The 19,372-nt window shown below is 48.1% G+C and carries 26 protein-coding genes; 14 read left to right on the plus strand and 12 right to left on the minus strand.

Annotation, left to right across the window (positions count from 1 at the left end; genetic code table 11):
* Positions 1-86: 86 nt before the first annotated feature.
* From ispF to N836_RS68065, 4 genes are read right to left on the minus strand one after another with little or no spacing between them, the layout of a single operon-like run.
* A complete protein-coding gene (gene ispF / locus N836_RS68050) occupies positions 87-566 on the minus strand; it encodes a 2-C-methyl-D-erythritol 2,4-cyclodiphosphate synthase (protein ID WP_023076191.1) in 480 nt (159 codons plus the stop codon).
* 46 nt (positions 567-612) lie between these two features.
* Positions 613-1,320, minus strand: a complete 708-nt coding sequence (gene trmD, locus N836_RS68055) for a tRNA (guanosine(37)-N1)-methyltransferase TrmD (RefSeq protein WP_023076192.1) — start codon at positions 1,318-1,320, stop codon at positions 613-615.
* Complete coding sequence (locus N836_RS68060; protein ID WP_152532282.1) at positions 1,320-2,357, minus strand: tetratricopeptide repeat protein; 1,038 nt, start codon at positions 2,355-2,357, stop codon at positions 1,320-1,322. The genes trmD and N836_RS68060 overlap by 1 nt, the downstream gene beginning before the upstream one ends.
* Positions 2,358-2,413: 56 nt before the next feature.
* Positions 2,414-3,160 carry an RNA polymerase sigma factor gene (locus N836_RS68065; protein WP_023076194.1) on the minus strand — a complete coding sequence of 249 codons (747 nt, stop codon included), beginning with the start codon at positions 3,158-3,160 and terminating at the stop codon, positions 2,414-2,416.
* Positions 3,161-3,426: 266 nt separating this feature from the next.
* Between N836_RS68065 and N836_RS68070 the strand changes: the two genes are divergently transcribed.
* The 3 genes from N836_RS68070 to N836_RS73910 all read left to right on the plus strand — a co-directional run bounded on the left by N836_RS68070 (position 3,427) and on the right by N836_RS73910 (position 5,390).
* On the plus strand, positions 3,427-4,005 hold the full coding sequence (locus N836_RS68070; protein WP_023076195.1) for a VOC family protein: 579 nt from the start codon (positions 3,427-3,429) through the stop codon (positions 4,003-4,005).
* A 96-nt stretch (positions 4,006-4,101) separates the two neighbouring features.
* Entirely contained in the window at positions 4,102-4,560 is a 459-nt protein-coding gene (locus N836_RS68075) for a cupin domain-containing protein (RefSeq protein WP_023076196.1), read from the plus strand.
* Positions 4,561-4,637: 77 nt separating this feature from the next.
* Positions 4,638-5,390, plus strand: a complete 753-nt coding sequence (locus N836_RS73910) for a hypothetical protein (protein WP_023076197.1) — start codon at positions 4,638-4,640, stop codon at positions 5,388-5,390.
* Positions 5,391-5,615: 225 nt separating this feature from the next.
* Here the strand turns inward: N836_RS73910 and N836_RS0139515 are convergent, their stop codons facing one another.
* Together N836_RS0139515 and N836_RS68080 are read right to left on the minus strand one after the other, a co-directional pair.
* Positions 5,616-6,149 carry a hypothetical protein gene (locus tag N836_RS0139515; RefSeq protein ID WP_023076198.1) on the minus strand — a complete coding sequence of 178 codons (534 nt, stop codon included), beginning with the start codon at positions 6,147-6,149 and terminating at the stop codon, positions 5,616-5,618.
* Between the two features lie 193 nt (positions 6,150-6,342).
* On the minus strand, positions 6,343-7,287 hold the full coding sequence (locus tag N836_RS68080; protein WP_023076199.1) for a glycosyltransferase family 9 protein: 945 nt from the start codon (positions 7,285-7,287) through the stop codon (positions 6,343-6,345).
* Between the two features lie 202 nt (positions 7,288-7,489).
* On the opposite strand from N836_RS68080, the gene ispD reads away from it, so the two are divergent.
* Positions 7,490-8,170, plus strand: a complete 681-nt coding sequence (gene ispD, locus N836_RS68085; protein WP_023076200.1) for a 2-C-methyl-D-erythritol 4-phosphate cytidylyltransferase — start codon at positions 7,490-7,492, stop codon at positions 8,168-8,170.
* 87 nt (positions 8,171-8,257) lie between these two features.
* On the opposite strand, the gene psb30 is transcribed toward ispD, so the two are convergent.
* Positions 8,258-8,401, minus strand: coding sequence for a photosystem II reaction center protein Ycf12/Psb30 (gene psb30 / locus N836_RS68090; protein ID WP_023076201.1), 144 nt, complete (start codon positions 8,399-8,401; stop codon positions 8,258-8,260).
* A gap of 230 nt (positions 8,402-8,631) precedes the next feature.
* Between psb30 and N836_RS68095 the strand changes: the two genes are divergently transcribed.
* The 3 genes from N836_RS68095 (at position 8,632) to N836_RS68105 (ending at position 9,859) form a co-directional block, all read left to right on the plus strand.
* Positions 8,632-8,988 carry a YkgJ family cysteine cluster protein gene (locus N836_RS68095; RefSeq protein ID WP_023076202.1) on the plus strand — a complete coding sequence of 119 codons (357 nt, stop codon included), beginning with the start codon at positions 8,632-8,634 and terminating at the stop codon, positions 8,986-8,988.
* Between the two features lie 202 nt (positions 8,989-9,190).
* Entirely contained in the window at positions 9,191-9,532 is a 342-nt protein-coding gene (locus N836_RS68100; RefSeq protein ID WP_023076203.1) for a TMEM165/GDT1 family protein, read from the plus strand.
* 36 nt (positions 9,533-9,568) lie between these two features.
* Positions 9,569-9,859 carry a TMEM165/GDT1 family protein gene (locus N836_RS68105; protein ID WP_023076204.1) on the plus strand — a complete coding sequence of 97 codons (291 nt, stop codon included), beginning with the start codon at positions 9,569-9,571 and terminating at the stop codon, positions 9,857-9,859.
* Here N836_RS68105 and N836_RS68110 read toward each other — a convergent pair.
* Positions 9,856-10,404, minus strand: coding sequence for a DUF4149 domain-containing protein (locus N836_RS68110; RefSeq protein WP_023076205.1), 549 nt, complete (start codon positions 10,402-10,404; stop codon positions 9,856-9,858). The two genes, N836_RS68105 and N836_RS68110, sit on opposite strands and share 4 nt — an antisense overlap.
* Positions 10,405-10,550: 146 nt before the next feature.
* Positions 10,551-11,885, minus strand: coding sequence for a glycosyltransferase (locus N836_RS68115; protein WP_023076206.1), 1,335 nt, complete (start codon positions 11,883-11,885; stop codon positions 10,551-10,553).
* Between the two features lie 288 nt (positions 11,886-12,173).
* Between N836_RS68115 and ebsA (N836_RS78080) the strand changes: the two genes are divergently transcribed.
* From ebsA (N836_RS78080) to N836_RS68140, 6 genes are all read left to right on the plus strand, one after another.
* The gene (ebsA, locus tag N836_RS78080) at positions 12,174-12,401 is read left to right on the plus strand and encodes a type IV pilus biogenesis protein EbsA (RefSeq protein ID WP_023076207.1); all 228 of its coding nucleotides are present in this window, start codon (positions 12,174-12,176) and stop codon (positions 12,399-12,401) included.
* A gap of 31 nt (positions 12,402-12,432) precedes the next feature.
* Entirely contained in the window at positions 12,433-12,549 is a 117-nt protein-coding gene (gene ebsA / locus N836_RS78085; protein ID WP_327058733.1) for a type IV pilus biogenesis protein EbsA, read from the plus strand.
* Between the two features lie 229 nt (positions 12,550-12,778).
* Entirely contained in the window at positions 12,779-13,864 is a 1,086-nt protein-coding gene (locus N836_RS68125; RefSeq protein ID WP_031294278.1) for a phosphotransacetylase family protein, read from the plus strand.
* A gap of 105 nt (positions 13,865-13,969) precedes the next feature.
* Complete coding sequence (locus N836_RS68130; protein WP_023076210.1) at positions 13,970-14,485, plus strand: hypothetical protein; 516 nt, start codon at positions 13,970-13,972, stop codon at positions 14,483-14,485.
* Positions 14,486-14,545: 60 nt separating this feature from the next.
* Positions 14,546-14,983, plus strand: a complete 438-nt coding sequence (locus tag N836_RS68135; RefSeq protein ID WP_031294282.1) for an MAPEG family protein — start codon at positions 14,546-14,548, stop codon at positions 14,981-14,983.
* 80 nt (positions 14,984-15,063) lie between these two features.
* Positions 15,064-15,555 (plus strand): YajQ family cyclic di-GMP-binding protein, encoded by a 492-nt coding sequence (locus N836_RS68140; protein ID WP_023076212.1) that lies wholly within the window; start codon positions 15,064-15,066, stop codon positions 15,553-15,555.
* Between the two features lie 152 nt (positions 15,556-15,707).
* Here the strand turns inward: N836_RS68140 and N836_RS68145 are convergent, their stop codons facing one another.
* The 3 genes from N836_RS68145 to N836_RS68155 form a co-directional block, all read right to left on the minus strand.
* Entirely contained in the window at positions 15,708-16,202 is a 495-nt protein-coding gene (locus N836_RS68145) for a GNAT family N-acetyltransferase (RefSeq protein ID WP_023076213.1), read from the minus strand.
* Positions 16,186-16,365, minus strand: a complete 180-nt coding sequence (locus N836_RS68150) for a hypothetical protein (RefSeq protein WP_023076214.1) — start codon at positions 16,363-16,365, stop codon at positions 16,186-16,188. Before N836_RS68150 ends, N836_RS68145 begins: the two co-directional genes overlap by 17 nt.
* Before the next feature lie 79 nt (positions 16,366-16,444).
* Positions 16,445-18,241, minus strand: a complete 1,797-nt coding sequence (locus tag N836_RS68155; protein WP_023076215.1) for a sodium:solute symporter family protein — start codon at positions 18,239-18,241, stop codon at positions 16,445-16,447.
* A 231-nt stretch (positions 18,242-18,472) separates the two neighbouring features.
* Here N836_RS68155 and N836_RS68160 point away from each other — a divergent pair, with 231 nt between their 5' ends.
* The gene (locus N836_RS68160) at positions 18,473-18,985 is read left to right on the plus strand and encodes a hypothetical protein (protein WP_023076216.1); all 513 of its coding nucleotides are present in this window, start codon (positions 18,473-18,475) and stop codon (positions 18,983-18,985) included.
* Positions 18,986-19,372 lie beyond the last annotated feature (387 nt).

The following is a 19,372-nucleotide window of genomic DNA, read 5'->3' on the forward strand; positions in this document are numbered from 1 at the left end:
TTGAATCCGGATAGTACTTTATAAATTCTAAAAAATATTTAGGTTGAATTATGTGTTGCTAGAAACTTTTTAACACAACTACCCCTTTATTCCTGAATCAATAACACCACTGCATAGGCGGCGATGCCTTCTTCGCGCCCCGTTGGTCCTAGCTTTTCATTGGTAGTTGCCTTAATGCCAACTTGATCAGTAGCAATGCTGAGCCTTTTAGCCAAACATGTCTGCATTGTGACAATGTGAGGTTTTAGCTTAGGTTTTTCCGCGACTATCACTGTATCCAGGTTACCGATGGTCCATCCTTTGGCTTGCACCATCTGATAGATTTGGTCTAACAGCTCTAAGCTATCGGCTCCTTTCCATTGAGGATCGGTGGGAGGGAAGTAGCGCCCAATATCTCCCAAGCTCAATGCCCCCAACATCGCATCCATAATTGCGTGGGTCAGTACATCAGCATCGCTATGACCTAACAGCCCTAGGGAGTGGGGAATAGTAACTCCTCCCAAAATTAATGGTCGCTCTGGACCTAACCGGTGAATATCGTAACCGTTACCAATGCGAATATTCATCGCAGCTCCTCAAGGGTTGGTCAATAGATAAACAGGGGACAACCCCTTATTCGTCCTTATTTTCCCATTCTTGCTGCTGCCAGCGTTCATAAAGATCGCGTCGCCGCTCACGGGTGCGGTCGATCTGTTGCTGTCGTCGCCATTTGGCAATAGCAGCGTGGTTGCCTGAGCGTAGTACTTCTGGGACTGTCCAACCTCGAAATTCAGCCGGTCTAGTGTAATGAGGGTAGTCTAATAGGCCGGATTCAAAGCTGTCGTAGTGTAAAGAATCCCGTTTCGCGACTGTGCCTGGCAATAATCGGATCACCCCATTGAGCAAGGCAAGGGCTGGAATTTCGCCACAGGTCAGGACAAAATCTCCCAGGGACACTTCTCGATCAACCACATTGAGAATTCGTTCATCGACACCTTCGTAATGGCCACAAATAATGACTAGCTGGTCTACATCAGTTGACCACTGCCAGAACAAGGATTGTGTCATCGGCTCTCCCTGGGGGGTCATGAGGATAACTTCCCGCTGGGGTTTGTGGGGCAGACTTTCAAGGGCGGCCACAATGGGTGCAATTTTCATCACCATACCGACGCCGCCACCGTAGGGCTCATCGTCTACCTTGTGATGTTTATCGGTGGTGAAATCTCGGGGATTGGTAACGTGGACCTCAGCGATATGCCGCTGTAAGGCTTTGCCAATCAGGCCTGACTGGAGCGGTGATGTAAAAAAGTCAGGAAATAAGCTAATTAGGTCAAACCGCATTAATTATTGTTGCTCTGACGGCTTTGAAAACTCAACAATCGATTAAACAGTTCTACTTCAAGAGTGGTGTGGTCTAGCAGTCGGGCTAACTCGTAGGCTCGTTGGTATTCTGCTTGAGCTAAGGGGAGATCCCCGGTAGCTTCATAAAATTCACCTAATCGCTTAAAGGTCAGCAGCCGACCTAAATCGTTGTCTGTATTTAGGGTCAGGGCAATCCGTTCATCGAGATAATTCCGGACTAGGGGCCAGTCACCCCGTTTGCTATATACATCAATGAGACCATCGATCGCGTTTAGTTGCGTTGTGACATCGTTGCTTTCTTGACCATAGCTGAGGGCGACCCGATAAGCTGCGATCGCTTTTAAGAGTTGACCTTGAGCTAGATAGGCATTACCCAGATTATTATTAGTGTTGGCACGACCGGGTAAGTTACCTGCCCGAACGCGATAGTTTCCAGCTGCTTCGTAATACTCGATGGCAGTGTCGTAGTCTCCCTGGCCTGCGGCTAATAGCCCCAGATTGCTTAGGGATAAACCGATGCCTTCAAAGTTTTGGATACTGTAGGCAATTTTGAGAGCTTCCTCGTAGGCCTGGTTAGCGAATTCGGTTGCGCCTCGCTGTAGCCGGAGCGTTCCCAATGTGTTCCAGGCAAAGATTTGGGTGCTGAAGTTTTGGTTATCCCGAGCGATCGCAAGCTGACGACGTACTGCCGTTTCTGCGTTGGTATAGTCACCCAGGGTCGCATAGACATTACCAAGGTGGCCATAGACCTGTGCCATGGCAGCTGCATCACCAATCTCGTAGTAAAGCTCTACCGCTCGGTTCCAAGCTCGTAGAGCTGACTGGTAGTCTTCCTGGTTTGCCTGACGTTCCCCCAAACGCAGTAGCTGATCGGCAACATCCCGCTGCTGATTAAACGCTTCACGGTTGACTGGCTGGCGCAGCTGCTCATCAAGTGACTCCTGGGCTAAGGCTGCAGGCATACCTAGCAATGCCATTAGTGCTAACCCATAACCGAACCGAACTGTACGATGCACAATCACATCTCTCCCTAACAACTGAAGCCCAAACACCAGAACTCAAAAACAAAACCCTAAGTCTCTGGAGCCAAGTTTGATTCTTCTAAATCCAGATCTGACACATCTAATAAATCTGCCAGATCCCCTGCCAAGTTTTCCTCAGCTACAGTTTCAGTATCCCCAAAATAAATAGCTTGAATATCATGGGGCAAAGCCTTGTCTAGGGCTTGCTGCGCATTTGCCAACAACGTTTCTACCGATTTTGGTGAAATCCGCTGCCCCTCTGCCTGTAGATAAGCTGCTATGCGGGTATTACTCCAACGAAAAGTCTGGGCCATAACAATGACCAGACGATGCAGTGGTTGTAACTGCTCCAGGGCCTGGGTGACATAGCACCAGAGCGGTGGAGAAGCTTCCTGAAGGTTGTAGTGAATTTCTTCAACATCAGGGAGGGCTGCCTGGTTAATACAGGCGGCTGTCAAATTGACTAACCATGCCTGCAAGGAAAAGTTTTCTGGAGGCTCAGAAGGTAGCTCAAGACCGCTGAGCTCATACAAAATATGTCGCCAAGTTAGGGCAAATAAATACTCGGATTGCACCGTAGACTTGGCCGAATGGCGAATCAGCGTATACACGACTGGACTGTATCGGCAGAACACAGCCGTAAAGTATTTACCTTCTTCAGGATGCAGCTTGAGTTGCTGCACTAAGTCATAGTCGCTGTATTCAAAAAGCGACTTGACAATGGCATGATCACATTCAGGAAAATTAGGAATATCCACAGTACTGTAAACGAAACTCCTGTCAATTACCGGCACCATGGACAGACCGGCTTAATCAGACTGAGACTACCGTATAAATAGCCATTACTATACCTATGATCTGGCGAATCTTAAAGATTTGCTGGCCGATCTCCATGGGAAAGTAAGTAATTACTGATGTCGGTTAGCTGCATTTGCCATACGGTAAAGGATCGGTTAACCCGGTACGTCCCCGGCAGCTAGTCAGTTTTAGCCTTGATACACTATAGGGGCGACTATGTTCTGACGGCTCTATAGTCAGAAACACCTTCTTTCCTGGAGTCTCCATGGATTTGTATCCCATCGTTTTTTCATCACCACTGGCTGTATGGCAAGGCCTACCGTTGGATAGCCTGGTTTCTACCCAAGGCATCATGGTGATGCTGCTGGTGGCCTATGCCGGTGCTATGTGGATGTTTTTGACTAGCGCCCCCAAGGTACATACGGTGATGGTGTCAGATTTGAACATTGCCCAGCAGTTCTATGAAGGGCTTTTAGGGTTGTCTGCTGCTGATGTACCGCTGCATTATTACTACAACTATGAGCAGACCATGGGGGCCAGTATGGACCCGATGATGGGGATGGGGAGTATGGCTTCTCGTCCAACAGAGCCCAATTATGGTACCCCTGATGGTTTGTGGTATCAGCTAAAAAAGAATACCCAGCTGCATGTGATTTCAGGGGCGAGTCGAGGCTACAAAGACCGTCAGCGTCATGTTTGTTTTGACCGTGACTGCCTGGAGTTGTTACTGATGCAGGTGCAGACAAACGGGTTGCGTCATAAGATTCGTCGCGAGCGGCCACTCAATTTTTTGGTCAAGGATTATGATGGCGCAGTGATTGAGATGGCTGAGGTCGCTGATTAGGGTAAGCAGAGATGGTGTGAGATAACGTGTTGATGCACCTGCTTCAGTCAGTTAAGGTAAGTCATCCTAAAGAAAATAGTTGGATGTGTCGGCCTGATGATTATTGATCTTACTCAGGTACCTACCAGCCAAGGAACCAGTTATCCGCAGCCGTTTAAGGCGGCTGTTGCTGGTCGGGCTCGGCAACGTGTGGGTAATGCGGCTGGATTAACTAATTTTGGTGTGAATTTAACGACGTTAGCTCCGGGTGCTCAGTCGGCTCTACGCCATTGGCATAGTCGCCAAGATGAGTTTATCTATGTGGTGTCAGGAGAACTCTCGTTGGTCACTGATGCTGGAGAAACAGTGCTTACCTCTGGAATGATGGCGGGTTTCCCCGCTGGCATTGCCGATGGTCACCATTTGATTAATCGGTCTGATGCGATCGCAACGTATCTTGAAATTGGCGATCGGACCCCCGCAGATCAAGCCGAGTATCCCGACGATGATCTACTAGCCTTGCCCAAGCCCGAAGGTGGGTATTATTTCGCCCATCGTAATGGCCAACCCTACTAAAGCTTAAACATAGGCTATGGTAAGGTCCTCAATGATCTAGAACTGGTTAGTGCCTTTATTCAGATCAGCAATACCGCATGAAATTGACCCAGGGATTGGCTCCCATTAATTTGAGGAAACTTACTCCTAAACCATATCTTAGTCAGCTCATCAAAGGCCTACTGTGCGCTTTGATCATTAGCGGTTGCCGCCCTGCTCCCCCTCCGGCTGAGGATATTCCAGTCACCCCTGAACCAACCGCCACAGCTCCTACGAACACTGTGGTACCGCCGCCACCCCCACCTAACTCCTACTTAGCCCATCTATCCCCTGACGCGGCCAACCAACTCGCCAGTCTAAGCATTGACATTGTTATTCCCACCTACCTCACCCCAAATATGACCCTGGCTAACTATGGGGTGGGCACAGAAGCAAGTAATCCTTACTACTGGCTGGTATATCGAGATACCCAAAATCGCTGCTTTGCAATTGAGTACACTAGCGGTGGTATTGGCGATATCTCACTAGAAAATCGAGAGCCCTTGAATATTGCCTTATTTGGTGAGGGCTATGGTCTCTACCATGGCAGGTTTCCCAATGGCGACGAAGGTGCCTTACCAGAAAGCGATTTATTTACCGATTGGTTGCCAGGAGAAGATGGCTTCTATCGCTTGATAGGAGCTGGTTTGGTCAACTCCCAAGACTATGGCCAGGGTGACTGTAGCAATATTACAGTCCCAGAAGCTATCACCATTGCTGAGTCCTTAAGTTATTTGCCTAGCGATATTAGGACCCTAGATGTCGCGCCTCTCAAACCAGAAGCACTTTCAGAGGAAAGCTTCACGCCATAGATAGAGCTAGGGTCGGCTTACTTAAGACAACTTAGTGTCTGGAAACGTTACTCCCTAAGGCATCTTCATTTATGCCTCTGTCCTTAAGCTTTCGTCCTTTGCCAGAGATCAGCAGCCCAATAAAAAGGTCCACCCATTGAGCGGACCGCATTATCTGACAAAACGGCAATTGGAGCTGTCAGCTGTGGTTACGAATAAGTGGGGTAATCAGTATTACGTTGCTGGTTAATGCTTTTCAGTCACAGGTGTTTCAGGGGCATCCTTGGTTATAGAGGTCTCCTTGGCAACAGTTTTCTTAGTCTCTTTGGTGACAGCGGCAACCTTATCTGTGGCAGTGCTAGCTGCCGCTTTTGGAGTAGCTGCTTTGGCTGAAGAGGCAGCAGCAGGCGCTGTCTTAGCAGGCCGTTCAATTTTGTCTAAACCCAACTGTTCACGAGCCTTGTCCAATAGAAAATTAGCGCCGTTTTGACTGACATCTAGCAGTGCCTGGCCAGTAGCTGCTGCAGCCTGGTTGCCATCAACGGCTTCTCCCTGCTGCTGAGCCTGCCACCATTCCCGAGTGCTGCGTCCAGCACCAATCGCAGTATCGCTAAACCAGGCTGCAAACACCAGTACAGAACAAATAACCAACCACACTAAAAGTGCTACTTCCTTAATAATTTTTCCCGTCAAGGTAAGGGCATCTTTATAAGCACCTGCCGTTTTGGGGTCAAAAAGTAACTGAGACACCACAGCAGCTTGAGACTTAACGCGATCCATGGTTTTACCTCATCCAATAATTAATAAAAAAACTTGATGAAACTATTGCTGTCGCTATCGCATGGCCATCCTAGCTAAGGATGACTGACCTGTCGGGAGACAGTGTGGATAGTTTTAAGCTTTTTCTCGCGACGAGTAGCTAGTTCCTGAAGAACCAGTGTTTTATTAAACGTTTTTGAGTATACCTAATGCTTTAGCCACCCCAAACTTTTTGCAACACATCGCCTGGTTTTAAGTCGGCTAATTGAGCTGTGGTAGAGCGGATTCCAAGAACTCGTGTTTCGCCCTTAACGGGAGGTAACTCAGGACTCAGGCTGGTTTGAAGCACCAGGGTAAATACCTGCAGTGCCATGGCTACCTGGCTAATGTAGCTATCAGGGCTAATGACTAAATCGGCCCCAGCCAGAATCGCGGCGACCTGTCCCAGGTTTTTAGCGTTGACTATCTTCAGCTTGCGCTGACGGCTGATGGAGGCAACTAGCTCCTCACTGTCAACGGTTTCTAGCAGAACAACTGGCAACTGGGGTTGTTTGGATTGAAAATCGTCTATGATGCTGAGCCAGCTATCTAGAGGATAGCCATCGGCCTGGGCGTTGATGCCGGGATACATAACAACATAGCCACTGCCTGTGAGCCCTAAAGTTTTGCGTTGCTCTTCCGCCCAAGCAATATCGGCTTCCGGGACATTCAGAACCGTGGCCCCAGGTTGGGAAGGGTTGGCTAATCCGTGCAACAGTGCTTGATACTGACCGCTGGAGTACGGTTCTTTATCGGCAATTACCGTATTACTGTAAAGCCAGGAAACCTGCGCAGTGCTGTAGCCGATGCGTGTAGGAATGCCGCTAAGCCAGAGCAACACTGCTTCCTCCCAACGATCGCTGGCAGAAAGGACTAACTCAAATTCGCGATCGCGAATAATACCGAGTAAATTAGCCCAGTCAGCCGGACTATTTTGCGCTCGATAATTGAACGGAATAACCTCACTAACAGCCTTAGAGACCCGGTAAGCCGATTTAGAGTCGGGTTCTACCACTACCGAAATTTCAGCGTTGGGATAGATTGCTTGAATGGTCGTTAACGTTGGAAAAAACTGAAGCTGATCGTTGATTCCACCAGGGACTAAAGCCAGGACGCGCATGGGCTTTGGAGAATACTTCGCTAATTATTCTAGAGGAAGCTGGTAGCGCTGAGGCTTCAGAAACGGAGACTAACACCACGAAATTGTAAAAATTATTCTTTGGTTAAGGCTTTTGAGAGGATATAAGGTGCCGGGTGGCTGACAAGATCAGCCAGTCCTGCAAAGATTCACGTTTGTTTTCCTTAAGTTTTCTGGAGACAGTATGCACCTACTTATACCGGCAGCTGGCGTTGGCAAACGCATGGGAGCCGACGGCAATAAGCTCCTTTTGCCACTGCTTGACTATTCCATCATGGGGTGGACCCTGAAGGCAGCTGTGGCAGCTAGCACCATTGAATGGATCGGAATTATCTGCCAAGCCATTGACGAGCCGGTATTCAAAGCAACCGTAGCTAACCTGAGCGTTGACAAACCAGTTGCGTTTATCCGTGGTGGTGATACCCGTCAGGCATCGGTGAATAATGGTTTGCAAGCTCTACCCGCCAATGCTCAACACGTCTTAATTCATGATGGGGCTCGTTGTTTGGCCACCCCGACTCTGTTTGATCGATGTGCTGCGGCCTTTGATACTTGCCAGGGATTTATTGCAGCCGTGCCGGTTAAAGACACCATTAAGGAGGTAAATGACGCTGGCGTCATTGAAGCAACCCCAGATCGCTCTCGGCTATGGGCAGCACAAACCCCTCAAGGATTTGACGTAGCATTGCTCAAAGAGGCTCACCAAAAAGGGTACTCCCAGGGCTGGTCGGTGACCGATGATGCAGCCTTGTTTGAAAAATGTGGTCTCGCTGTCCATATCGTTGAAGGTGAAGAAACCAATTTGAAGGTAACTACTCCAGTGGACCTTGCGATCGCGGAATTTATCTTACGTCAGCGGCTTTAATTATCATCAAGATACCCGGCATCTCGCAGATCCAAAACTTTAAGCATTTGGTCTGCTCTCAGATACCGGGTGTCTGAAGATGATTATTTAAAGATCGCCGCTGCGGGCCACTAGCAAAAAGATGATTGCTGGACCCGAAATAACTACCATTGCCAAGACAGTGAGCTGAGCCACTACCAGAAAATCAATACTGCTGAGAAAACCCAAACCCAAGAAACCCAGAAGACCCATTGAACCTCCGATATCAATAACCGTGACCTCTGCGCAAGCGCATCGTCATTTTACCTGGTTCGATCCCATAAAGTTTAAGGAAGTTTACAAAATTCCAAGAATATTGAGGGTTGCAGGGAGTGGTACGTTCTGATCATTTTTCCACTGACAAACGCTATTTTCAAACCATGATTTTCCCCAGTCCCTTATTCTAGTAGGGCTAACCCTACCCCTTGCAAAGGACAACTGTTATGGCCACCTGGCAATGTGTACAAAACTGTGGTGCTTGCTGTAACCTCACCCCAGCCGATCGCCCAGATCTGGCAGACTATCTTACCCCTGAGCAACTAGAAATCTACATGGGTATGGTGGGTGCAGACGGCTGGTGTATCAACTATGACCGTGACCAACGGTTATGCAAAATCTATGAACAGCGACCTGGGTTTTGTCGCGTCCAGGCCGATACATTTAATCAAATGTTTGGCATTGAGAGCTATGAACTTAATGATTTTGCAATTGACTGCTGCCAGGAGCAAATCAGTGGTGTTTATGGTTCTAACAGTGAAGAAATAAAGCGATTTATGGCAACTCTCAATATGGAGAGCTGATAGATGTGATTAGTACTGAATTTTGATGTTTAAGGTACTGTTACTTGGCCTCAGTTGACTAAGAGGGTAATTGTTGAAATTCAGACATAACTGAGCACAGCTTATCTATTCAAAAAATAAGGCTGAGACGTTTTTAACTCTTGTCCTGCGGATATTTCTGACAGATAATGAAAGAAATATGAAAAGAGTATCCTTTACACCTATGCAGACTGCCAGAGCCAAACGATCTGAAAACCAAGTGTCTGAGCCGGTGTCTGCAAAGGCAAGTTTTTGGGGCGTATTTCTTTCAACCTTTGCCACTATTTTTCTAGCTGAGCTGGGGGATAAAACCCAGGTGGCTACGCTGCTCATTAGTGCTGAGTCTCATAAACCACTGACGGTATTTTTGGGGGCCGCTTTAGCGCTTATTTCTACCAGTTTGGTAGGGGTGTTAGTGGGACAGTGGTTAGCGCGTCGCCTGTCTCCTGAAACGCTGGATACCTTGGCTGGCATTTTACTGCTAATAATTTCTGTGGGCCTAACCGCTGAAGTGATTGGTTTTTAGAAGATAGTTAATCTGTTCAAGTTCTGCTCCACTGCTATGTCATTTGATTGGAATCTACTCAGTGTCAGTTTTATTACTGTGTTTCTATCGGAATTGGGTGATAAAAGTCAGATTGCAGCAATTGCCTTGGGCGGGAGTTCATCGTCGCCCAAGGCTGTATTTTTGGGCACGGCTGGTGCATTAGTGCTGGCTAGTTTCCTGGGAGTGCTTTTAGGCGAAGGCACAGCTCAGATATTGCCTGCGCAAATCGTGAAAGGAATTGCTGCTATCGGATTTGCACTAATGGCAATTCGTTTGCTGTGGCCTGATGATGCTATCCAGGACTAGTTTTTGGCTGTAAATTGGGCAGCAATATCGATGTAGCACAGGCGTAATAGCGCCCCCAGTACTAGCATCTTAGTTACTTCCAATAGCCAGTAGGCACCATGCATCCAGCCCATGGTGTTGGGAATGATGTGGATCATGCCTGGCATGTCTAGGGCAATCCCCAGGGCACCCATGTAAGGGGTTAGTACATAGGTGTAAGTTAGCGCGATCGCAACCAGGCTGATGGCCAAAAGGAGCGCCCAGCGACTACGACTACCGCTAACTTCAACTGAGCAATCGGCATGGGCCTGACGCATGGCTAAAACACCCGTCAAAATTAGCCCGGATAACAGCATTTCCACATGGTTAAATACCTCGAATAGACCATAGCCAGCGCTGGCAAATCCGGGTGAAGTCATCATGCCAGCCGTGTAGAGCATGGGCATCACCACTAAATCGAGTATCAAACTACCGCCAAGCCAAAATACTGCCAGAAAGAGAACTGCACTATCCCACGCAAACTGACGCGACGTCAGCTTAGGAAACGAGAGCGAAAGATTTATCATAAATTCAGACCGGGTATGGGTATGTCTCAACGCTAACTGATCTAGCTGGCAGCAAACGTGAAAAATCGTTGCGATCCCTTACATCGCAACGATTTCTTTAGACTCCTAAGAACAGTCTTTAGATAGTGGCTGACAGTTTATATAGACTACGCGCTTGCCGTTTCCCCATCATGGATGGTCTTAACCCATTTCAATCGCTTGGGTCGTAAGGCCATACGGGTAGTGGCAAAAGCCATCACCACAATCCAGTGGGTCATGTAAATGGTCCCCTTGACTGCCTGCACCATAGTGAGTATCAAAGGCATTTTGTGGGTGCGGCGAATACCCATGGCCATGCCGAAATAGGAAATGCTGACGGCCAGGGCCGTCAGAGGGGTGAAGACCGGCGGTTTGCCTAGTGCGATCGCAATCATAAAATCCGGCAGTGCCACAATCGGCAGCATGTATTGCAAAATCCAATACATCAGCATATCGATGGACTTATTCCACCCCAGGCGATTACGCACCAATAGCCGCCAGTAATCCAGATAGCGCTGGTAGCCTCCCTCAGCCCAACGATTACGTTGATGCCACAGCGCAACTCCACTGGTTACACCCTCTTCCCCTACTGGGGGCGTATCCAAAAAGCCAATATTCCACTGATGCAAATGCAGCTGCACTGTCAGGTCGAGGTCATCGGTAATCGTCATTTCATTCCAGCCACCACATTGAGCAATAGCCGTACGTCGCACAAACTGACCATTACCACGTAGTTCACCAATGCCACAGCGAGCGGCTCGTTGCTCCTGATAATAACGATCTAGCGCCATTTCAGCCGCTTGACCCTGGGTCCAAAAATTAGTCTCGCTGTTAAAAATAGCCTTACGCACTTGAATTGCCCCAGTGCGCTCATTGGCAAACAGCGGCACCACCTTTTGCAGTAAGTTTGCGGGCACCTGAGCATCAGCATCAAACACAGCCAGAATATCTCCCGTTACCCTTGGCCAAGCTAGATTCAGCGCACCCGATTTGCCACCGGTAGCCTCTGCCCCACGATGCAGAACCTTCAACTTCGGATACGTCAGAGCCAGCTGGTCTAAAATCCGGCCAGTATCATCGTCGCTATTATCATCAATCACCCACAGCTCATAGCGATCGGCGGGATAATCTAAGCTACAAAGCGATGCGACTAAGTTAGTAATGACTGGCGCTTCATTCTTGGCGGCCACCAGCAGGGACACACAGGGGTAATTTGTCTCTGCTACTGTTTCAGGAATGGTCACCTGATTAGGACTGATGGCATCGGCTTGATTGGCAGTGACAATTCGCAGCATATAAATAGCCACCAGTACGGTAGCCGCCCAAACGACCAATGAGCCCCACTTGGCCCAGTGCAGCACTACCGTTAAACTCCACAAAAACACTAAAGCAGCCAGAGCTTTGAGGCGACGGCCTTCCGAAAGATCATCTAATGAAACATCCGATACCATTTCAATCGCCATAGGTTCCGTGTATTAGGGTATTGGGGTTACAAGTTATTAATATCTTATTAAAAACTGTTACATAACATCAGTTTTGGATGTGGCTTCTCTGAAATCCTATGGTCTGCAAGTGCGCAGGGCTTAAACTTCTATGGGTACACTAATCCTCGGTAAACCAAATTACAATTTGGTCGCTGATTTATTGGTCTATGCCCCAAAACAGATTAAAAACCAGGGTCTAACTCGTCAGCGATGTCTCTGTTTGCCTAAGATCACTCATTTCTGAAAATAGACTCCACTGCTAACGCCATGCCTATTGCAGACATTCAGCCCGCTCCCAAACAAGATGTCGGTGTTTATATGCCTTACTATCAGGGCAATAAACGGAAAGCACTCCCCTATGCAATTGGTCTTTACAAACGTGGCAACCTTGAAGGCGAACGCCGCATTGAAGGTGGCGAGAGCATTGCCTTTTTAGCAACATGGAATGTTTCCATGTTGCCTGCTGATCTGAACTCAATGTCGCATGCAGTTTGATGGTGATGCGGAGTTGACTTACGAAATCACCATGGCCACATTTGAATTCGTCGATTTTTTGATCGATGTGGTAACTGCCATGCGGCTGAAGCGGTCCCCTGATTTCTCCAAGTCGTTCTATCGTAGGTTACTCAGAATGGATGATTAACCCGATGTCTGGCTTAGTGGTCACCCCAGAAAATGGCCGCATAACAGAGTGACCTCAAAGGTAGAAGAATTCACAAACATGAATGCCGATGTTTGATGTCGCCCTTGAACAGTAAACATCGTGAAGATACCCATAAAACACTTCGTCAAAAGTTAACGTTTTTCCAAATTGCTAACAGCTCTCCATGGCACAATGGGGGGTAGCCCTATTGGTAGTTAGGAGTGATAGTGTGCCCAATCCATCAAAGCATCTGCTGATCGGCTCAACAGAGCCCTACAGCGGCAAGTCAGCCACAATAACTGGTCTGGCCTTGCAGCTTCAGGATCGCGGTATTGATATCGCCTATGCCAAACCCGTTGGTACCTGTCCTAGTGATGAAGCTGGTATTGATGAAGATGTGCGGTTCATTTCCAAAATATTGGATTTGCCGACATCCCGGCTGCGCCCGACGCTTTTATCTCTGGATGCGCAGACCATTGAGCAGCAGCTGACGGAAGAAAAGTCCGCTGTTGATCCTCAACAAATGGCTACGTACCTGGGCGGTCAGGGGGAAGATTTATTGCTGATTGAAGGTCCGGGTACTCTGGAAGAAGGTACCTTGTTTGGCTTGTCGCTAACTCAGCTGGCTAAAGTGACTGAAGCACAAGTCATGCTGGTGGCCAGATTTCATTCAGTGTTGATTGTGGATGGTCTGTTAGCGGCTAAGCAAAAGCTAGGTGACCGCCTGATGGGGGTCTTAATTAATGATGTTCCTGCCGATCAGCTTCAGGCTGTGAACACTAACGTTAAGGATTGTCTTGAACGCCATGGCATACCGGTTTTAGGAATTTTGCCCAGCACTCCCCTAATGCGCAGTGTTAGTGTTGGAGAAATTGTGCATCAACTCAAAGCCGAGGTTCTTTGCTGCGATGAGCGGATGGATCTGATGGTTCAGAGCTTGAGTATTGGTGCTATGAACGTCAATTCTGCTTTGAAGTATTTCCGCCGGGCTGACAATATGGCTGTGGTGACAGGTGGAGATCGCGCCGATATTCAATTAGCTGCCCTAGAAACCTCTACCCAATGTTTGATTTTGACCGGGCATATTGCACCGCGCCCTGATATTGTCAGCCGTGCTCAAGATTTAGAAATTCCGATCTTGTCTGTGGATCTAGATACCCTGACAACAGTTGAAATCATTGAGAAATCATTCCAGGAAGTTCGCTTGCAGGAACCGATCAAAGTGAAGTGCATTCAACTGCTGATGGAAAAGCACTTTGATGTAGAAAGGCTAATGAGTGAACTCAACCTATCGTCTCCTGCTGTGACGGCATAATCTTTTTTTACGTTAGCAGAGTGGCTGAGAATTTAGGATATCAAGGCTGAGGGGCAAGGGTTTGGTAGAATTAGCCAGTCCCTTCATTAAAACTACATAAAGCCCTTGAGCCAGTCCCTTGATACTCCCATCGAATCACTTAAGGTAGATGATTTTTTGCAAGAGCTTGCTGCGATTCAGCAATCGGGCTCTAAGCGTATTGCTATCTTGGGGTCCCGTCATGTGCCCATTACCCATCTGCGGTTGATTGAGCTGATGAGCTATGCATTAGTACTTGGTGGCAATCGGCTGCTAACATCTGGGGCAACAGGGACAAATGCTGCAGCCATTCGGGGAGCTATGAAGGCGGACCCCAATTTGCTAACGGTGATTTTGCCACAGAGTCTGGAGCGTCAGCCGCGAGAATCCCGTGATCAGTTAGATTCGGTTATCCATTTGGTGGAAAACTCAGCTAATGATCGACTTGAATTGGCTGAGGCCAGCGCCCTTTGTAATCAGGAAATCATTTCCCGCTGTCAGCAGTTGATTTGCTTTGCATTTCACGATAGCCATACATTGCTGAAGACGTGCAAAGACGCTGAAGAGCAGCGCAAGATTGTAACGCTGTTTTATTTTGATTGATAATAAAGGCAGTAGAAAACGTTCGTTTTGTTATTGATCAGTTACTAAGGCGTTTTATCTGTGAACTTACTATCGCTGCCTAATCTTTTTTTGTACAGTTTGCCGATAGCGGCTTTTTTGATTTACGTTCCCTACATGGTGGTGGCCACAGAGCGCGTTAAGCTATCGCAGTCTATGGATAATCCCATGGCGATGTTTGCTCAGCCGCGCTTTTATACTGACAAGCTGCCGGATTATGCCAGACGGGCTAACTGTGCTCATCAAAACTCGTTCGAGTCATTTATTCTCTACGCTCCAGCGGCGGTTTTAGCTTACATTACGGGTCAGGAGACCAAGACGGCACTAGTCGCAGTTGTGGCGTATCTGGTCGCTCGACTTCTGTTTTCGGTGTTTTACATTCTGAATGTGGCACCGTTGCGATCGCTCATGTTCGGCATCGGTAGTTTTAGCATTTTTAGCCTCTATTTCATGAGCTGCAAGACTATCTGGCTACAATAGTCGGCTTTTACCCCAGGTTTGAGTGAGGCGTTTGCAATTCCACCCTCACTCACCATTCCACCTTCACTAATCATCTCCCTATGGCTTCTACCTATTCTTTTGATGTAGTCAGCGACTTTGACCGGCAGGAGCTGGTCAATGCGCTTGATCAGGTACGTCGCGAATTAAAAAGCCGCTATGACCTTAAAGACACCAAAACAACCCTGGACCTGGGTGAAACAAATATAGCCATAGAAACAGCCAGCGAGATGACACTACAGGCAGTGCATACGTTGATTCAAACCAAAGCAGCTAAACGTGACCTGTCGATGAAAATTTTTGAGTTTGGCAAAATTGAGGCGTCCAGTGGTAACCGTGTGCGTCAGGATGTTGAACTTAAAAAGGGCTTAAGCCAGGAAGTGGCTAAAAAAATCTCGAAAATGATCCGCGACAATCTAAAAAAGGTTCAGGCATCGATTCAAGGGGATGCTGTCCGGATTTCTGCCAAATCTAAAGATGATTTACAAAGCGCAATTCAGTTGATTAAGCAGGAAGACTGGCCTGTTGCTTTGCAGTTTCAAAATTATCGCTAACGCTTGTCGCTCAGTAGGGTGCTATGGTAGGGCTAGAGCGTTTAGCTAAGCAAGCCCAATGGCTACAGTAAAAAATCCCCAATGACCCTAGCGGAGTATCTGAACTATGTTGTGCTCAGGTATTAAAGGCGGGTGAATGATTTCGATAGGCTCTAGACTTCCAGCGTTAATAAGGTTGCTTGTGTTTGATAACCTAGGCTTTTGTACAGCTTGAGGGCAGGTGCATTCTTCGTAAAAACCTGCAGGCTGAGTTGACTATAGCCTTCATGGCTGGCCCACTGTTTGGCGTGTTCCATCAGCTTACGCCCTAAACCCTGACGACGATATGTAGGAGCAACGTAAACCAAGTAAATGTAGGCTTGTAGCTCTCCGGTTAACTGATTAATGGAGGGTCCTAGCCAAAGACAGCCCAGGGTATCTGATTGTGTAGCTGTGAACCCAACGCGGGCGGTGCTACCTGATTTCTCCAACCACCATAGGGTTGAAGGGCTGGTCAAATATAGTTCAACGGTTTTGGTTAAATGACCAAGCTGGGTGGCCCCGAGTTCTGCATAGGCACTGCCTATGGTGGCAACTAATCTGGCCCGATCCAAACTAGAGCCTTGAACCAAGTGATACCCTTGGGGCCAGTTAGACTCCAAATCCATTCATCAAGAACACTTTGGTGATCATGGCCAGTTCGTCTCCATCAATCGGGGCAGGAGCTAGCATATCGCTCGGTAGCCAGATGCGTGCACTGACCGCCAGCATCGCTATTAAAAAGACGATCAAAATCAGAAATGGAATCACGTAGGAGCGAATGATGGACATGGTTTAGGTCTGAATGTGAGGTGGATGAATGTTTGTCTGTTAAGTATCGTAACGTTTTGTCGATGATGCAGCTGATGAGTTATGGCAAAATATCGTCGTCATCAAGACCAGGTCGAGGCACTGGCGCAATTGGTTGGCGGTTTAACTGACGTAGCCAAAACCAGCCTGCTACAGCCACAATCAGCGATAGCCAGCCGCCTAGCGAGTTGAGCAATAAGAAACCACCAACGGCAAACATAGCCCCAAACAGTAACAATAATGCTGCGACCACTCTTTTAAGCTCTAATTCTAGATTTTGCAGCGGTCTGATGCCGGTACGTTGTCGCTGCCGCTGCCAGCCAGGTCCACCGGGGCGTACACGCCGATAAAAGTCATCTAATGTTTCGTCAGACTCAGGTGGGGTGAGTATCATAACCAGGACCCAAATCACGGTGGTGATGCCTGCGGTGACTGATAGGCGCAAACCAAAGTCGGCAATTTGAATGACAGGCACAATACTGGTGAGCAAACCAATCAAGAACCCGGCCACCATCGAACTTAGCTCTGCAGCTGCATTAATTCGCCACCAAAACCAGCGCAAAATTAGGACTAGGCCAGGCCCTGTGCCAATGGCGATCACTAACCGAAAGACCGTGGCGACATCTGACGCAAAGAAAGCTGCCGTTGCTCCTAAAACAGTCACAAGTACTGATGTGATACGACCTACAGTTACCAACTCGGTTTGACTGGCATCTGGATTGATAAACCGACCATAGAGGTCATTGGTTAGATATGAGGCTCCCCAGTTGATTAGGGTTGAGACAGTACTCATAAAAGCGGCGATCAGCGATGCTACCACTAGGCCTAATAGAACCGGCGGTAAAAATCTGAGCATCAGCATGGGATAGCCCAGTTCACGATCAGTCAGGTCTGGATAAATTGCAACGGCGGCCAGGGCTACGATGATCCAGGGCCAGGTACGGATCACATAGTGCAAAATGTTGAAAAACCAGGCTGCTTTTTCGGCTTCACTTTCATTTTTGGCGGCCACCAAGCGCTGGATAAACTCGCCACCACCATCGCTACGACGGAATGCCCACCATTGTAAGAAGACGTAGGCAATAAAGGCGCTGGCTGGGATGCCGGCTACTGTACTCCAGCCGATGCCGCCGTTAAAGGTAATGGGTACGATGCTGAGAATGTCAAAGTTGCTATTAGCTTGAGCCTGATTAATCAGGTTTTGCATGCCGCCAACGGAGATGAGCGATGCGATCGCAACCACCACTGCCCCAAACAAAGCCAGGAAAAACTGAAAGAAGTCCGTGGCGACTACCCCCCACAGCCCAGAAAAGCCTGCGTAGAACAGCACCAAAATACTGACAACAATTACGCTCCAGAGCTTGATACTTTCATTGGGTTCAATGCCAACGCTTTGCCATAGTTCCAGTGCATCCACCACTTTGACCATAGCCAGCATGGCATAGCCAATGCCAATGCAATTGATCGGCACTGCAAACAAAAAGGCTTTGACCCCCCGCAGTAATGCAGCCGTTCTCCCGCCGTAGCGAATTTCCGTTAGCTCAGCATCAGTTACGACTTCGGAACGTCGCCATAGTCGTGCAAAGACATAAATCATCATCACATGGGCAATGCCAAAGCTCCACCATTCCCAATTGCCAGCGATGCCACGGGACCCAACTACCCCGGCCACATACAGCGGCGTATCAATCGAGAAGGTGGTGGCTGCCATGCTGGTGCCTGCTAACCACCAGGGCAATGATCGACCCGATACAAAAAAGTCAACTAAGCTTCCAGAGGCTTTACGCGATAGGTAGATGCCTAACACCATCGTAAAAATGAGATAGGCCACCACAATTAGCCAATCAATCAGCAGCATGGGCGTTAATGATGGAAGATTCTGAAGCGACAGCCCAAATCATCCCACACGGTGATCAACTGTCGCAAAATGGCGTTAAGCAATGTATGTCTTGACTACCTGATGATTCCACCAGGGAATTTTGGGTAAGGTGACGATTTTTGTGAAGCTTGCGCTTTTAGAAACTTCAGCATACGAAAATGCCTAATGTTTCATTGGAGCTGTTCCGGTATTCCTTAATCGCTAGTGTCTATGTTTCGCACTACTGTGCTGCTTGTGGGTAGCTTGCTACTAAATGCTCCTGCTGCCATAGCGGAGGGGTTATCTCCCTCCAGTCACGATACCTTTGACCGACTAGAGGATTTAATTATTCCGATCGATGTCACATCTGGTAGTTGTCCTGCTCAAGTCCGCTTTTGGCGGGAAACCCGTCGCAACTTTGAAGCAGGTGAGAACAGTGGCATCATGCTTGATGTTGCATCCATCAGTCGCGGAAAAACTGAGTTTATCGATAGCCAGGAGCATTTTGTGACTTTCAAAACGCCCCTGGCACCGGAGTTTTATACCTGTGTTGGCAACCTTGGCGAAAGCGATGAACACTATCGGTCTCTGTATCACCTGTGGTTTGAGCAAGGCTATGTTTATTTCCGCTTCGATATTGGTGCGATCGCACCAGAACCCGACGAAAACTGGTATTTTGCCACCATCACTCATCAAGAAATTGTCGGCCAATATCCCTATGTTCGTTGGGCTGTTGGTGATTAGACTAGGAAGTGTTAGGTTGCGATCGCTTGCTTTGAGAAATTCATGAGCATGGTGTGTTCCTAAGTTAAGAACTCATAAACATGGTGCGTTTCCCAAAATTTATCGATGAAGGGGAATAAGCAAGTATCTCTAGGAACGCCCCTATGATCACAAAACCTATTCCAAAAATCAGCACAATCAACTGCAATACTTTAAGCTTGACGTTGGAAATACTTAGCGGTACTTTAGTTCTCACGCCCTGCGGGGCCACACTACAAAGCTCAATATTTGGCACCAGCGGCAGGTGCTGACAACACCGTACCGCTGGCTAACCCCCGACTGAGCCAGCAGTCCGGTCGGGTAAGGAGGAGCCATCGCTGACTCCCCCTCCCCTAAGAACCGTGCGTG

It is taken from the genome of Leptolyngbya sp. Heron Island J (genome assembly GCF_000482245.1).
Taxonomy (GTDB): Bacteria; Cyanobacteriota; Cyanobacteriia; order Phormidesmidales; family Phormidesmidaceae; genus Leptothoe.